This is a genomic window from Piscibacillus salipiscarius (genome assembly GCF_042685285.1).
GTDB lineage: Bacteria > Bacillota > Bacilli > Bacillales > Alkalibacillaceae > Piscibacillus > Piscibacillus salipiscarius.
Genome location: NZ_JBHUMZ010000021.1, coordinates 183,173 through 197,266 on the forward strand (window position 1 = coordinate 183,173; position 14,094 = coordinate 197,266).

13 protein-coding genes are annotated in these 14,094 nt (G+C 37.8%); 5 read left to right on the forward strand and 8 right to left on the reverse strand.

What is annotated here, in order from left to right; all coding sequences use genetic code 11:
* Positions 1-223: 223 nt before the first annotated feature.
* From ACFSW4_RS09570 to ACFSW4_RS09590, 5 genes are all read right to left on the reverse strand, one after another.
* Positions 224-1,141 (reverse strand): DMT family transporter, encoded by a 918-nt coding sequence (locus ACFSW4_RS09570; RefSeq protein WP_377328912.1) that lies wholly within the window; start codon positions 1,139-1,141, stop codon positions 224-226.
* A gap of 141 nt (positions 1,142-1,282) precedes the next feature.
* Positions 1,283-1,603 (reverse strand): hypothetical protein, encoded by a 321-nt coding sequence (locus ACFSW4_RS09575; protein ID WP_054751897.1) that lies wholly within the window; start codon positions 1,601-1,603, stop codon positions 1,283-1,285.
* Positions 1,604-1,835: 232 nt separating this feature from the next.
* Positions 1,836-2,228 (reverse strand): YkvA family protein, encoded by a 393-nt coding sequence (locus tag ACFSW4_RS09580; RefSeq protein WP_054751899.1) that lies wholly within the window; start codon positions 2,226-2,228, stop codon positions 1,836-1,838.
* Between the two features lie 69 nt (positions 2,229-2,297).
* Positions 2,298-2,870, reverse strand: a complete 573-nt coding sequence (locus tag ACFSW4_RS09585) for a DUF6241 domain-containing protein (RefSeq protein ID WP_377328914.1) — start codon at positions 2,868-2,870, stop codon at positions 2,298-2,300.
* Positions 2,871-3,013: 143 nt separating this feature from the next.
* On the reverse strand, positions 3,014-3,841 hold the full coding sequence (locus tag ACFSW4_RS09590; RefSeq protein WP_054751905.1) for a hypothetical protein: 828 nt from the start codon (positions 3,839-3,841) through the stop codon (positions 3,014-3,016).
* A 181-nt stretch (positions 3,842-4,022) separates the two neighbouring features.
* Here ACFSW4_RS09590 and ACFSW4_RS09595 point away from each other — a divergent pair, with 181 nt between their 5' ends.
* The 3 genes from ACFSW4_RS09595 to ACFSW4_RS09605 all read left to right on the forward strand — a co-directional run bounded on the left by ACFSW4_RS09595 (position 4,023) and on the right by ACFSW4_RS09605 (position 6,690).
* Positions 4,023-4,607: a hypothetical protein gene (locus tag ACFSW4_RS09595; protein ID WP_377328916.1), complete on the forward strand. Its 585-nt coding sequence runs from the start codon at positions 4,023-4,025 to the stop codon at positions 4,605-4,607.
* Between the two features lie 188 nt (positions 4,608-4,795).
* A complete protein-coding gene (locus ACFSW4_RS09600; RefSeq protein ID WP_279401274.1) occupies positions 4,796-5,467 on the forward strand; it encodes a hypothetical protein in 672 nt (223 codons plus the stop codon).
* On the forward strand, positions 5,464-6,690 hold the full coding sequence (locus ACFSW4_RS09605; RefSeq protein WP_377328918.1) for an efflux RND transporter periplasmic adaptor subunit: 1,227 nt from the start codon (positions 5,464-5,466) through the stop codon (positions 6,688-6,690). Before ACFSW4_RS09600 ends, ACFSW4_RS09605 begins: the two co-directional genes overlap by 4 nt.
* A 29-nt stretch (positions 6,691-6,719) precedes the next feature.
* Here the strand turns inward: ACFSW4_RS09605 and ACFSW4_RS09610 are convergent, their stop codons facing one another.
* The 3 genes from ACFSW4_RS09610 to ACFSW4_RS09620 form a co-directional block, all read right to left on the reverse strand.
* Positions 6,720-7,667, reverse strand: a complete 948-nt coding sequence (locus tag ACFSW4_RS09610; RefSeq protein ID WP_054751915.1) for a hypothetical protein — start codon at positions 7,665-7,667, stop codon at positions 6,720-6,722.
* On the reverse strand, positions 7,648-8,781 hold the full coding sequence (locus tag ACFSW4_RS09615; RefSeq protein WP_377328920.1) for a hypothetical protein: 1,134 nt from the start codon (positions 8,779-8,781) through the stop codon (positions 7,648-7,650). Before ACFSW4_RS09615 ends, ACFSW4_RS09610 begins: the two co-directional genes overlap by 20 nt.
* A 307-nt stretch (positions 8,782-9,088) precedes the next feature.
* The gene (locus tag ACFSW4_RS09620) at positions 9,089-10,879 is read right to left on the reverse strand and encodes a M6 family metalloprotease domain-containing protein (RefSeq protein WP_054751918.1); all 1,791 of its coding nucleotides are present in this window, start codon (positions 10,877-10,879) and stop codon (positions 9,089-9,091) included.
* A gap of 461 nt (positions 10,880-11,340) precedes the next feature.
* Here ACFSW4_RS09620 and ACFSW4_RS09625 point away from each other — a divergent pair, with 461 nt between their 5' ends.
* Complete coding sequence (locus tag ACFSW4_RS09625; protein WP_054751922.1) at positions 11,341-11,874, forward strand: ribonuclease H-like YkuK family protein; 534 nt, start codon at positions 11,341-11,343, stop codon at positions 11,872-11,874.
* A 383-nt stretch (positions 11,875-12,257) separates the two neighbouring features.
* On the forward strand, positions 12,258-13,943 hold the full coding sequence (locus ACFSW4_RS09630) for a serine hydrolase (protein WP_377328923.1): 1,686 nt from the start codon (positions 12,258-12,260) through the stop codon (positions 13,941-13,943).
* The last annotated feature ends 151 nt before the right edge of the window (positions 13,944-14,094 follow it).

Here is a 14,094-nt window from a genome sequence, read left to right on the forward strand (position 1 = left end):
CTCCTTTTTGCATTCGCGAGCTTTCTATTTAAGTTAGCAGCTCCCCTATTTCGATTCAAATCGTTCCTATTTGTGTTCTCGTGCTCCCTATTTACACTTAGCGCTTCCCTATTTTCGTTGATGCTATCTTTAACGACCTTTCGCTCCGCTAATGACATTCACGTATGTTCCATCCAAAACAAAAAACTGACCGCCATTGCGATCAGTTTCCCATTTTACTCATTCACTTCGCTAAAGATTCACGCCGCTTTTTCCTTTTCAACAATAAATACTCCAAAGCACCTGTCCCGAAGAATACACCTATCAGGATGAGGAGAAAACCGAAAGCGTGGCTCAAGGTGACGGCTTCATTTAGGAAAATAGCGGACCCAACGATTGCGAATAAGGTATTCAAGTTTATGAAAATAGCACTCTCAGCAGGGCCGACTTTAGTTATGGAAAAGTTATACGTCATATGTCCGAAAGCAGTGGCTAGAACAGCACTGAATAAAAAGATGAGTGCAAGCTTCCAGTCTATAAGTCTCGTGATTTCAGATACATTTGAGCCAAAGCCTTGACTGATTATAAAAATAAATACTGAACCGAAGACCATCATATAACCTGTCGCAAGGCGAGGGTCAAAGGTCGGTTTCAGCTTACTGATCATCACAAAGCTAAAGCCTTGTACTAAAATCCCAAGGAAGACGAAAAAGTCACCTAGTGAAACGCCACCGAATCCTCCAGACCCAGCAACGTTCGCAACCACAACACCTGCAAAACCGATAAAAAACCCTAATACTCGAACCTTTGAGACACGTTGTCTCAATAACAAGACAGCCATCATCATCGTCACAAGCGGTGTTAGACCTAAAATCAAGCTCGCATTAACTCCAGTTGTCATATCGAACCCGACGGCAATAAAAATATGATGCAAAATAACATTAAAAATCGAAAGACCGAATATGACTAGCCATTCATGCTTCATCGGCCACCTCAAAATTCCCATGAACCAACAAGCAATAAGCACTGCAACGCCTGCTGTCATAATACGGAATGAGGTTAATAACATTGGATCAATTGCATCGACTAGAATTTTTAACGCTGAAACATTAAGCCCCCACATGAGCATAACGAGCAATAATAATACATAAATCTTAATCATGATTACACCCGATTTCTAAGTTGATTCTATTACTTTAACAAATCATGCTTAGTCAAACAAGAATAGTTAACGCTTATATTCAACAACACAAAAAACCACTGCTGAAAATTAATTTCAGCAGTGGTTTTTCCTTAAAAATTTTTAAGCAGTCACTTCAGAAGCCTTCTTTTTACTATTAAGAGACAGAATACCATCTACTAATAAGCAAATAAACGCAGCCCAATGTAAGACCATGCCTAAACCTGGAATTACACCAAGGGTACTAGCAACAATACCTACAACTGGTCCCCATACTGGTGCGTTTCTTTTCTTAGATAATACCAATGTAACAATATGATAAATTAACATGAATAATAGCGGCGTCCATAGAAGTGTTAAAATAAGTCCTCCACCAAAACCTGGAATACCTAAGAAAAATTCTAAACCTGAACCTATTAATTTTAATACACCTGCAACTACCATTTTTATCCCCCCTAGTTAAATATTGAATCAATAAGTATATATTACCATATTAATAATAAAAAACAACATTATTTTACAAATAATATTATTTTTATACATCTTATTACTCAAAATTAGCTATATCAGAAGCTATATTTTTAGTTTTTTGGGCATTTATATCTACATCTAATGAATGCACAAACTATATCAAGTTAAGAAAAAAAGCAAAGCGATGTTCGCCTTGCTTCATTAATTATAATTTATTATCAATCTCCGACGTATCCACATCTTCTCCGAACCATTCTTCGATCTTGCCTCTTGCTTTTGATTTTACATCATCATCTATATAACCCGTTACCTGATAGATGGCAGTAATTAAAATCGTGAGGTCATCCGTATAGCCAATTCCGACGAACGCATCAGGCAAGAGGTCAACTGGTAGTATGAAATAACCTAATGCACCAAGAATGGTCGCCTTTACCTTTTTCGGTATTTCAGGTTTTTGCAAGGTATAATATAACAAAAGTACCGCATATATCGCTGATGCTCCAGCCTTTTTCGCAACGCGGCGTACTTTATTCCAAAGCTTGTCCTCTGAATAATGCTCTTGATGTTGCTGTATATTTTGCTCGTTCAAGTGAGGCACCTCCGTTAGTTATTTCCATATGTCAATAGTGTTAATTTACCCCTTAAAAGGTATAGTTAAGCATATTTATTAATACTCATCCGCACTCTCAATATAAGCCTGCTCTTCTTCATCACTTAGCACACCTGTTGCATAGCCAATCGTCCCGCCTTTAAGGTCCCAAATGGCGTTGTGGTCATCGTCTGCTTGCGTGAAATCACCTGCAGCCCAGCGGTTAAGTATTGATTGGTAAACATCATAATGGCTTAAATTGTCTTTTGAAGCTTCAATCCCCTGCTGCAACCACTTAATCCGCTCATCTGTAATAAGATAAAATCCCCACTTTTCATCCGCTTCAACTTTTTGGTGTGACATTTCATGTATATAATCCTGTACTTGGGTATCATCTAATGCTTTGGCTTCAAGATCATCACCAAACGGATTTAGGTTCTCAGCATTTTCAGCATTCTCAAACTTTTCCTCTGACAACTCAGTCACCTTTTTCTCCTCTTCTTTTTCATCAGACTGTTTATCTTCTGCCTCCGGTTCCTTAGGATCATCTGCCATTTGCTCATCAAGTACATAACCGACTCCAAAGAAAAGTCCGACTCCAAGCCCCAGTACGACTACGGTTCCGATAAGCCATTTCAAGACTGTCTTCAAGCAAAATTCCCCCTTACTTTACCTATTATTACTTTACCATAATTTTACTAGTAATGACAGATTATCACTAGTACAGGTGAGACTTTATGATTAGGTTTGTCCACAAATCCCTTAATATTAAAACTGACCCGCCAATAAGCAGGTCAGTGATTCTTCCTAATAATAAACTTCCTCTGGTAGCTTAAAAAGCACATCGTATATTCCTCAATCCTCGTTTCAGTCTGCACATCCTGATATAAATTTCTCATATGCTCATCAATCCTAAAGTTCTCAGCAATAAGAGTATCTATCATGAGCTTTAATTGTTTTTGGTTATTTAGAATTTCATTGGTAAGTGAACAAGTACGGAAGAATTTTTGAAGAAGGTTAAATTTCCAAATGGTTAATCTGTGGTGTCCCTGTTTTGGTAAGATTGCTTTTTCATATAAAATGTCTTTTACTTCAGTTGGAATGACTTGGCTAGATGCGATTCGTTCGACAAGACTTCTTGCCCCAACCATCACAGAAAGCTTTTCGATATGACTTGGGATGTTACGATGAACCAAATATTTTTTCAAATCACTTGGCCTATAGTATTTATCATCCGAAAGCTCCGCACATATGTCCTCCAGCGTATAATCAAATTTATTCATAAGTTTCTTAATAATCGTGTGTTTAAACAACCATTTAGTTGAGTACTTTTCCACAGTTAGACCTATACGAAGTAAGTAGATAAGCCTGTCACGTTCACCTTTTTCTGGGTATACCTCACACATCACTTTTCGATCCGGGTCTAACAATTGTAATGCTTTGTGATATCTAAAGTTTTCAAGTAGATGCATCTGCTTATTCGAATCCAGCTCTACCTTTAATAAAACATCGCCAAACCTTTTGTTAAAACCCTCAACCAATTGCCGGGCATCCCTCTCTCCCATTTTCTCTTGATACAGCGAACTAATTTGCTTTACCTGCAAGACAACTCTAGATGCCATTCGCTTCACCCCTAATCTAGTTTATGACACCACTAGCCTGTCTCATTATCAACTTTTACCATTTAATCAAACGTTTGTTTGAAACTGTTTTGTAAACTAATTGTAATATTTGTATTGAATTATCCAATATTAACAAGTAAAATAAAGTCAGAATAGACGCACAATTAGGGGAGAAACTAATATGAGAAAGTTAGGATTTATTCTTATTTTATCTATTGCCCTAGGCTTCGGTTACGGGATCATTCAATCTCAGGCAGACGACCACCAAGACATTATAGATCGTTTTTACAGCAATGAGGTGTCACTATCCGAACGAATGGCATATGAACTGCACGTCATTGTAGACAGTATGCTGTGTGATTGTACAAATGAACTCGGTTATGCTCTACCAACTGGAGAGGGAATTAAGCTTGCGGTGAACCGTCGCATTACATTTCTTGATGCTTCTAAAGAAGAAAAAAATCAGTTAAAGCAGCTCGTTGAAAATTACGTTTCATTACCGGAAAATAGCCTTAGCATATGGGAATCCCGTATTGATTCAATTAAAGAAGAACTCGAAAAAGAGAAGGCCAAAGATAAACGTGATCAAAACAAAATTGACGAACTAGAATCTGACCTTACTCGATATCAAGACATTTACAATAGTAATAAACAAACATTAAAAGTCGAGATTTTAGAGATACATAATTTAATAGAAAAAATCGACGACAGAATGAATGGATCTTATTTTGAAGATGAACATGACCGAAAAGGGATTGATACATAAAGCATTTGCGCTAAGGCGTAAGTGCTTTTTATTTACTCCAGCTCAAACAAACGTTTGATTGAAACGACACCCTTCATCACCCTCTCCTTCTTTTCTACCAAAATATTAAAAATAATCAATTAATTATAGTAAATTCCTTCCACTTATTCTACAATAGTAGACAAGTACATAGTTAAAGGATGAAACAGATGCAGAACTACTTCTTTCGATTTTTCACAGATCTAGACGACCATATTTTTCGAATTAAACGTGCAGAAGACATTGAAAAAGTCTGGAAAGTTAGTCTATTACTCTTTCTTTCTACCATCATAATATACGTATGGATGGCATGGCTCGGAATGGGTACGAACCCGATTTCAAGCGTATTTATGTCCGTGTCTGAAAGTAACTATAATGCATTGAAACTTTACTTCATAGCAGGTCGTGCTGTATTTGCCGTGCTCTTAGCAGCACTAATCCTCTATCTCACAAGCTATTATTTTTATTTATTTACAAAAATTCGCTACAAAAAGCTTGTGATCATGCAACAGGTCGTCCTAATCATGATGCTATTTGAGCGTTTATTATGGATTCCATTATTCGTTTATTTAGGACTTGATTGGTATGTGTCACCTTTTTCACTAGGAGTTATCGCGTCCTATATAATCGACCTGGAATGGTTCATCTATTTCTTTGGCGCTGTGTCGATCATACAGTTGTGGATTATCGGATTCCAAGCCAAGTATTTATCAAATCTAACCGACATGAAACGCTGGAAAGTTTGGTTAATGGTCATTCTTTGGCACTTTTTCGTATACTGCATCGTTGCAACCCTAAGTTTATTTGACGTCGAACTTATTGAATGGTGGTTAAGCTCATGAAGAAAAGACGGAACCTCATATTTTTAACCCTATTTATATTAGTTAACTTTTTACTTATTTATTTGGATGACGATTGGACAGTAGATCGTATTACATATGTTGATGAGTGGGCGAACACACGCGTGATGGACGTTCGTGAGAATCTCGTTCAAGATGGCATTCTTACTCATACTGATCAAAACCGCATTTATTTTGATAAACAACAAGGAAACTTTCAATCTTTTATGGTTGAAAAAGGGGATGCGGTGACTGCGGGCGATCCGCTGTATACATATTCTGTCACTGATTACAACCAAACGTATCGCACGCTAACGAATGAAATTGACCGACTTGAAGACGAAGTGGATGCAATAGAGGCAATTATCTCTGAGATTGAACGTTATAGTTTTCCGCTTCAAGATGACTCAATTGAGATTTCGATTAATGACGGTGAACACGAGCTAAACATCCCTGCCCAAGGTCAGCTAGAAACTGAGTTTCAATTACAACAGTTCGTGCTGCAAAAGGAATCTGAGCTTGCGGAGAAAGAAGCTCAGATTGATAGTTTGGAAAACCAGTTGGATGATCTCGAATCAACTGGCGATACCATTACAGTCGAAAGTCCAGCGGATGGAATAGTTAGTCAGCTATCAGCGTCACTCGATGACCCGCTCATGACAATTAGCAGCAGGGAACTTCACGCTTATGGCGAGCTAACTGAGGAGCAGCGTCAGTTTGTTGAGGAAGAAATGTCAGCTGATGTTATGACCGAAACCCCACTTGGCGACATTCCAGGAACTGTAACTGATATCAGTGATGTACCTGAGGATGGAAAACTTGAGGATAAAAGTGTTTATCCACTTGAGATTACGTTTAATGAAGAAATTGAAGGCGACATGCTGAAGCCTGGCTATCACGTTGGACTTGATATCACACTAAAAGAATCACTCGAAGCTGTCGTATTAAAGGACGATCATATTTTTGATAATATCATTTGGAAAATGACAGCGGAAGGCACCTTAAAAAAATCTGTCGTGACAACTGGTATCGAGCAGCACGGCTGGATTGAAGTCGTAGAAGGCGCAACGACTGAAGATCGCGTCGCTTATGATCCAGAAAAACGTTTCCGAGACGAAACAACATTTATTACCGCATTAGACCTTCCTGCCCTAACATGGTACGTCATGAATCCCAAGGAAGTTGAGTGGGAACGCTATCTACTCATGGGTCTTGGGGTAAGATAAAAGCTGTTCAACGCGTTGAACAGCTTTTATTAATTATATTCATCTTCGTCAAACAAACTAAGTTGACCCGCGTTTACTTGAGCTTGTTTATAAGCTTTACCTTCTCTTATTCTATTAACAAAGGCCACTCCTTTTTCTCTAAAAGAAGATAATGTATTCGGATGAGCATCTGGATGTAATCTATGAATATACCAATATTGATTAATTGAATCCCATTCCAAATAAACGCTTAATTCTGTTTTGGATAATCGGTCTAACAATTTAATAATTTTTCTTCTTACAGCCTTTTTAACATCCCCTCCAATTATTTGAAACACATTTGGAATGCTACAATACAAATCATCTATTACTTCATCAACTGTAAAATTCGATTTACCTTCTAATGAATATTTAAGTATTATTGCTATTAAATCTGGCGCTATATTTTCCAGGGGCGTATCCTTATCATATTTTATAAGCGAAATAAAAGATTTATAGATTAATGGCGACTTAAAAACATTATTAATCTCATTATCAATAATACGGATATGTTTAATTTGAATATTTGAGGTATCCACTGCTAAAACTGGAAAAGAGTAATTTTGTTCTTCTAGAAAGGAAATAACATTTTCTGAACTGTGATTGTTAATCCCTATAATTGTCTGTAATTTGTGCTCTTCTGAATTAAAACTATTTAAACCACCAAATTTTACAAGTTCACTACTACTAACGTTTTTGTATTTTTCTAATTGATCAGTTTCTAAATTACTAGCTTTATTCCCTTTTAGTTCGAACCCTAGTGAGTATTCCTTTAATTTGTTTGATATTATTAAATCATATTTTATAGTACCTACGGAAGTATCAATATTCCTATCAATGGAAATTAAATTGTAACCATGCTTTGTGAATACATTTTCTATCCCATCAAGTTCCTCTTCTAAACACATACATACTAAGATATTTATTAAATCAAGTTCATTATATTGTGAATATGTCATGATTTTTACCTCCTTTTATAGAGGATGTTGCATCTATTGATTGATGAATATTTGTGATTAATCTAGCCACTGAATTACCACAAGAACTTTTAGGGAGGATGACTTTAATGGTTGAACTAGTAATCTCAAAATGTATTTGTTTCCCAAAATTTCCTAGATGCAAGTCAACAGCAGATACATAACAATAATTTTCGGAGCGCCAGTCAGGTATCCCCCACAACTGAAAAGGTTTCTTTCCTGAGAACAATGTTTCAACTAGTTTATATATATTAATATTTTTGCGATTTAAATTAATAGTTATCGGTGCTCCAGAAATTTTATAACTATCCAAATCATAATTAAATGAGAAATTATCTTCAATTAAGTTAACGGAATTTTCGTATTCTTCTAATACATTATGTGTTAAAAATAGATGCTTACTAAACGATGTTCCTCTACCAGTAATTTTACCTGCATAAGTAATATCATCAATAATATAGTTATCAGAATCCTCATCAGAATAGTTTAAAATACTTATTTTGTTTAGACCTGCAGCCATTCTTAATTCTGAATGAGTTAAAGCTTGGAGCATTTCTTTAACATATAATCTTCTAATGTCTAGCTTTAAAGTATCTTGATTTTCAAATAAGAGTTTATCTCTTTCCTCTCTATTTAATAGCTCTGTAAATGACATTCCTATTCCATAAATTTCGCCATATTTAACAAGGTCTTTCAGAAAAGGTATCGGAAGCCAAACGCTATCCATATTTTTTTGTTTTAAAAGTATACTATGGAACAAATCACTATGTTCAGCTTTAATTGCTGTGTGAATCACCCAAAATCTCGGATTCATAACATCTATAAATAAGTGTCCATCTCTAAAATTTACACTTAAAAGATTTTCATCTTCTGTTTCAATCACTTTATAATTATATTTTTCTGGGTTAATATCTAAATTTTTCAAAAAATTAAAAACTAAATCATGGTTATTTTTTTGTTCACGAGGTATATGTCCTTCTACAATATAAGTCTTTAATTGATTAGTTGCATTTTTAAATTCTTTTTTATACCTATCATGATTCTTATATAGCAAATCATCAAAAAAGGAAATCATTTGATTTCTATTTTTTATCATTTTTGTCCTCCCTTCTAATACATATATTATTAACATCCATGAGTTAATTTTATACGAACAAAGGTTCTTCGTCCATAAAATTGCAAGAATATTTTTCCATATAATGTAGAACAGGTTCATACAACCTAAATTTTACAGTTACAACCCTATATATCCTAAAAAATCAATTTATTAAATATTTATTTTTCATATTATAAACTGAGCTACATAATGAATAGAATTTCGTAACCAAATCTTTTACAGTACTAGAACTATTCATATTAATAAAAGCACCAACCTTTATGGCTGGTGCTGTTTTATCTCGGGATTACTTCCCTTCATTCTCACTATAATAAAACTTAGCTGTAATGGTTCCATCTTCATTCTCAGTAATATCCGTTACGTGGATACCGCTATTTGCTGGCGTATCACTATTGCCTTTCCAGAAATAGTAGGAACCAGTGTGGACATTTTTAGATACTGGTGTGATTTGATCGCCTGTCTGGAAGAAGTCCGCTTCGTCACCGCGGTTTACGTATTTTTCTAAATCATATTCTCCGTCAGCTTGTAAAACCGATAAACCGTAATGTTTAACGTCTCCTTCTTGATTAGATTGGAAACGCTTGTTCATCCAGTTTTCAGCATTGTTAGGACGTCCGACATTAGCGATGATGTTTTCATCGACATGCCATGCCACAAGTCCGTGCGCATTTTCACCTAGACGGCTTAGACCTTTATTAAATCCTTCTTGCTGTAGGTTTTCAAATAAGAAATACTCAGATCCATCAGAACCTGGAACTTCCATCTTCACAACATCTTGTGAGCTGTTGGATGGCTCTAATGTCAATTCTTGAACGCCATCTTCAGGCGCGACTTCGATTGGATCTAACCAACCAAGCTTCATTTTAGAATAAGGATCAAAGTTCGTTGGCGAGTTACCAGAGTATTGTGAGGCGTTTGGATAACGCATCCAAGAACCGCCAGCCATCATTGAGAAGTTTCCTACACCTTCAGATGAATAGTCAGTATCATAGAAATCAGGTAAACCTAATGCATGGCCAAATTCGTGAGCATATACACCCGTTTGTGCAGGGTAAGGACCTTCTTCAAGCTCTTCTTTATACTCACCTGTTTCCATGTCATAACCTGCCACGTTACCGCCAATACCTGGCTGAATATTATAGTTATTCACGACTACTCCATCATAAGTCATGTCTTCTTCAATCGTTTTAGCAATCCACTCATCCATTGTTAACCCTTCGTACTCTGCAGCGGTTTGCCCTGTTTCGTAGTACTTACCATAATATAGAGCACTGAGTAAGCTCCACTTATGAGACCAGAATTGTGCAGGGTCACGGCTGAATTCAGCACCTGTACCTTCATGGATGACGAAGACGTTCGGTACTTCCCCGTTTTCAGCATAAGCTGAGAAGTCCACTTGCTCATCCGCTGCTTTTAATAAATCACGGATAAACTCTCCAGTTTTCGCATCGCCATTCACGTTACCATGTACATAATCGCCCTCTTGGTCTAAATAGTAAGAAGCTCCTTTAGGTAGCTCCACCCATTCAAACGCAGTATCTTCATTACGAACTAAGTCTACTTTTCCGTAACTCGATTCGTTGTAAACATTTTGCATTGTGCGATCAGTCGGCGCTGGTTTTCCATTATACTCAGCATACTTACTGAACACATCTAATTCATAAGGATTGTACTCAGTACCAAAAATTAAATCCTCATAGTAATCTGCAGGAACTTGTCCCTCCATGTCACCGACAGGCTCATCCCCATCTTTGTATTTTGCTAAAATAACGAGTACCGGAACATCACCTTCGACAGGCTGTTCGCCTACCTTATCACCTGCTGGTTCTTCAAATTTTGTGCCGTTGTTTTTCTTCTCGGCAATTTTCTCAGCAGGATCAGATTTTGACAAGTCTTTGCCTAATTCTTTAGCTTTCTCAGCCATATCTGGTGCTGCATTGACGTAATCAGCTAAAGTTAATTGATAGTCTTGCTGTAGATCTTGTCCCGCTAAGTCTTTTGGTGCTCCCGCTCCAGCTAGTGCCACACTACCAACTAAGGTCGCAGACAAAGCTAGATTTGTTAGACGCTTTTTCAAATAAACTCCCCCTAAAAAATAAGTTATAATTAATATATTAAAATATTTCGAAAATAAAAATAATAGGGAAAAAGGATTAATTTCGATAAACGTATCAGGACTATAGTCACATGTATGGTTGTACTGTCATAAAGACAATACCTCGATTCATGCGGACAGTTTGCGCTTTGATGCGGACAACTCGAACCAAAATATGAACAGTTCTCCCGAGAATATAAACAATTTCTCGCAGAATACGGACAGTTTTAGCAATAATGCAGACAGTTTCCGCTAGAATACAAACAGTTTTACCAAGAATGCGGACAGTTTCTCCATGAATACGAACAGTTCTCATGGAATTGCGAACAAATCTACTCACATGTTCAAGCTGCCAGCCCAACCACCCACCTTAATCGATTAATAAAATAAAACAAATCATGAATACTATATATAAGACTCTAAAAAGTTAGGTGATTCTGGTGATGCAAGACCGGGTATTATATAGTTCATTTGAAAACTCCAAAGAGAAGGATATGACGTTTGAGCAGGTGTTTGAGCGGATTTTGAGATTCATGCGGCTTAACCCTAACGGGAACTATAAGCTCATCATTGGGACGGATTCACAGGTACACTATGACTATACGTCGTTCATTACAGGCATTGTCATCCAGTGCGAAGGTAAAGGTGTGTGGGCGTGCCTTCAAAAGAATAAAATTCCCCGAAAGATCACAAACCTTCATCAAAAGATCTCCTATGAAACTTCATTCTCAGAGGCGGTTTTTGCCATGTTTACTCAAGAACGGAAAGATGCCATGTACGAAATTGTTCTGCCTTATGTCGAGCGCGGGGCAAGTTTTACAATTGAGGGGCATATCGATATTGGCTCAGGTCCCCGTAACAAGACGAGAGTGTTCATCAATGAAATGATTGCCCGTATTCAGTCGATGGGTGCAGAGCCCAAGATTAAACCAGAAGCGTTTGTTGCAAGCAGTTATGCGAATCGATATACGAAATAATAACTACATAAATTGAATCAAACGTTTGTTTGAATTCTAACCTGTTTTGAAAATCTCACTTTTTTCCTATCTTTAATCCTCCCTCCACCATATTACCGAAAAGTTCTACTCATAATGACCTAACTTTTCGTGTTATTCTCCGAAATTTTGACAAATAAAATAGCCCTAAAGCCTGTATTTGTGCGTTATTCCTCCATTTGACAACAAATTTTCCAAATGTTAAATTAATTCTGAATTTATATTTCACTTATTGCATAAAGGTGGTGAAATATTTTTTTATCTAGTTATGTAAGCGCTTCAACTTATATCCCCTATCCCCCTTTTCCAACATTATATTTTCACCAAGATACGACTAAAAATCTATTAATCTAGGAGGTTTGATAATGAACAAACGTTCCAAAACGATTTCGATTGCGATGGCGACGGTGCTTGGAACAAGTCTACTCATTCCGGCAGCTAACTACGCATCCGCCGATCCATCACCTACGATGGAAGACCGAGATCATAAGAAGAATCATGAAAATGTGCACCCGACCTTCACATGGGACGAGCCGGGGCCGACATCACCAGTTCTTCATCCTGGGTCTGCTACAGGTGCTGGAATGGTTAAGCAGCCGCTTGAAGACCTCGATCCCATTCTTGAAGGCATGATTGATGACCAAGTTATGCCAGGCGCTGTCGCGTTTGTCGCAAGGCGCGGTCATATCGTAAAGCACGATGCTTACGGATACGCTTACCAGTACACAGATGACAGTTTTACTGAAGCTGATAATCCGGTGGAAATGCAGAAGGACACGATTTTCGACCTAGCTTCCATTAGTAAAATTTTTACGACAACTGCTGCGATGAAGTTATATGAAGAAGGTTTATTTGAACTCGATGATCCAGTTGCCAAACACCTACCTAGTTTTGCGACAAATGGTAAAGAAGATGTGACGATCAAACAGTTAATGACTCATACATCAGGTTTCCCGGCATGGATTCCACTTTACACTCAAGGTGACTCGCGTGAAGAAAGGCTTCAAATCGTGCTCGAGTATCCACTTTCTAATGAGCCAGGCGAGTCTTATACGTATAGCGATTTAAACATGATTACACTAGGCGTTCTAGTTGAAGAACTATCTGGCCAGCGTTTAGATGAGTTTGTAAAGGAAAATCTAACAGAGCCACTCGACATGGAGGATACGATGTACAACCCACCAGAGTCACTTAAACATCGAATCGCTGCAACAGAGTATCAACCATACATTGATCGAGGAATCGTTTGGGGAGAAGTGCATGACGAAAATGCATGGTCACTTGATGGTGTTGCTGGACATGCTGGCGTCTTCTCAACTGCTTCCGACCTTGCAAAATTTGCGCACATGTTTGTAAACGATGGCCGTTATGGCGGTAAACAAATTTTGAAAAAAGATACGATTGAACTGTTAACCGAAAACCAAATCCCGCAGTTCCCTGGTGATGACCATGGACTTGGCTGGGAGCTTGGACAAGGTTGGTACATGGATGCTTTATCTGAAGGAAACACTTTAGGACATACTGGTTATACCGGCACGTCGATTGCGATTAACCAGAACAACGACACAATCGCGATTCTACTTACGAACCGCGTGCATCCAACTCGAAACACAGTTTCAACGAATGGAGCAAGACGAGCACTAGCTAGACAAGTTGCTGATTCAATTCCATTATCTATTCCTGACGGCGAGGCGTGGTTCTCAGGTTATGGCGATCAACTGAACCATTCATTAACGGCTGAAGTGGACGCACCAGCGACTCTTAAATTTAACACTTGGCATCGCATAGAGGCTGACTATGACTTTGGTTACGTCGAAGCCTCATCAGATGGCGAAAACTGGACTGAGCTTAAAACGTTTACTGGCAGCAGTATGGACTGGGAACAACAGTCAGTTGACCTCCCTGAAGACACACAGTACATCCGCTTCCGCTATGACACAGACAGTTACGTAAACCATCGAGGTTGGTACGTCGATCAGGTAAAAGTCGAAACGGCAGACGGTGAAGTGCTCGAGCCTGAACTAACTGGTTGGACTGAGCGCGGATATTAATCAGTGAACTACGAGGTTTTCGGTAAGTTTTATTGATTTATCGGCAGGTTTTTTCGTTTTATCGACAAGTTTTTCTATTTTATCGGCAAGTTTAGCTTCTTCACCCGCAGGTTCAGAACGATATACGGCCTGTTTATAGGAATATACGGCC

Bases quoted from the DNA above. Each gene is read 5' to 3' on its own strand.
- ACFSW4_RS09570 (WP_377328912.1), bottom strand. From the start codon at position 1,141: ATGATTAAGATTTATGTATTATTATTGCTCGTTATGCTCATGTGGGGG.
- ACFSW4_RS09575 (WP_054751897.1), bottom strand. From the start codon at position 1,603: ATGGTAGTTGCAGGTGTATTAAAATTAATAGGTTCAGGTTTAGAATTT.
- ACFSW4_RS09590 (WP_054751905.1), bottom strand. From the start codon at position 3,841: ATGGCATCTAGAGTTGTCTTGCAGGTAAAGCAAATTAGTTCGCTGTAT.
- ACFSW4_RS09595 (WP_377328916.1), top strand. From the start codon at position 4,023: ATGAGAAAGTTAGGATTTATTCTTATTTTATCTATTGCCCTAGGCTTC.
- ACFSW4_RS09600 (WP_279401274.1), top strand. From the start codon at position 4,796: ATGCAGAACTACTTCTTTCGATTTTTCACAGATCTAGACGACCATATT.
- ACFSW4_RS09605 (WP_377328918.1), top strand. From the start codon at position 5,464: ATGAAGAAAAGACGGAACCTCATATTTTTAACCCTATTTATATTAGTT.
- ACFSW4_RS09610 (WP_054751915.1), bottom strand. From the start codon at position 7,667: ATGACATATTCACAATATAATGAACTTGATTTAATAAATATCTTAGTA.
- ACFSW4_RS09615 (WP_377328920.1), bottom strand. From the start codon at position 8,781: ATGATAAAAAATAGAAATCAAATGATTTCCTTTTTTGATGATTTGCTA.
- ACFSW4_RS09625 (WP_054751922.1), top strand. From the start codon at position 11,341: ATGCAAGACCGGGTATTATATAGTTCATTTGAAAACTCCAAAGAGAAG.
- ACFSW4_RS09630 (WP_377328923.1), top strand. From the start codon at position 12,258: ATGAACAAACGTTCCAAAACGATTTCGATTGCGATGGCGACGGTGCTT.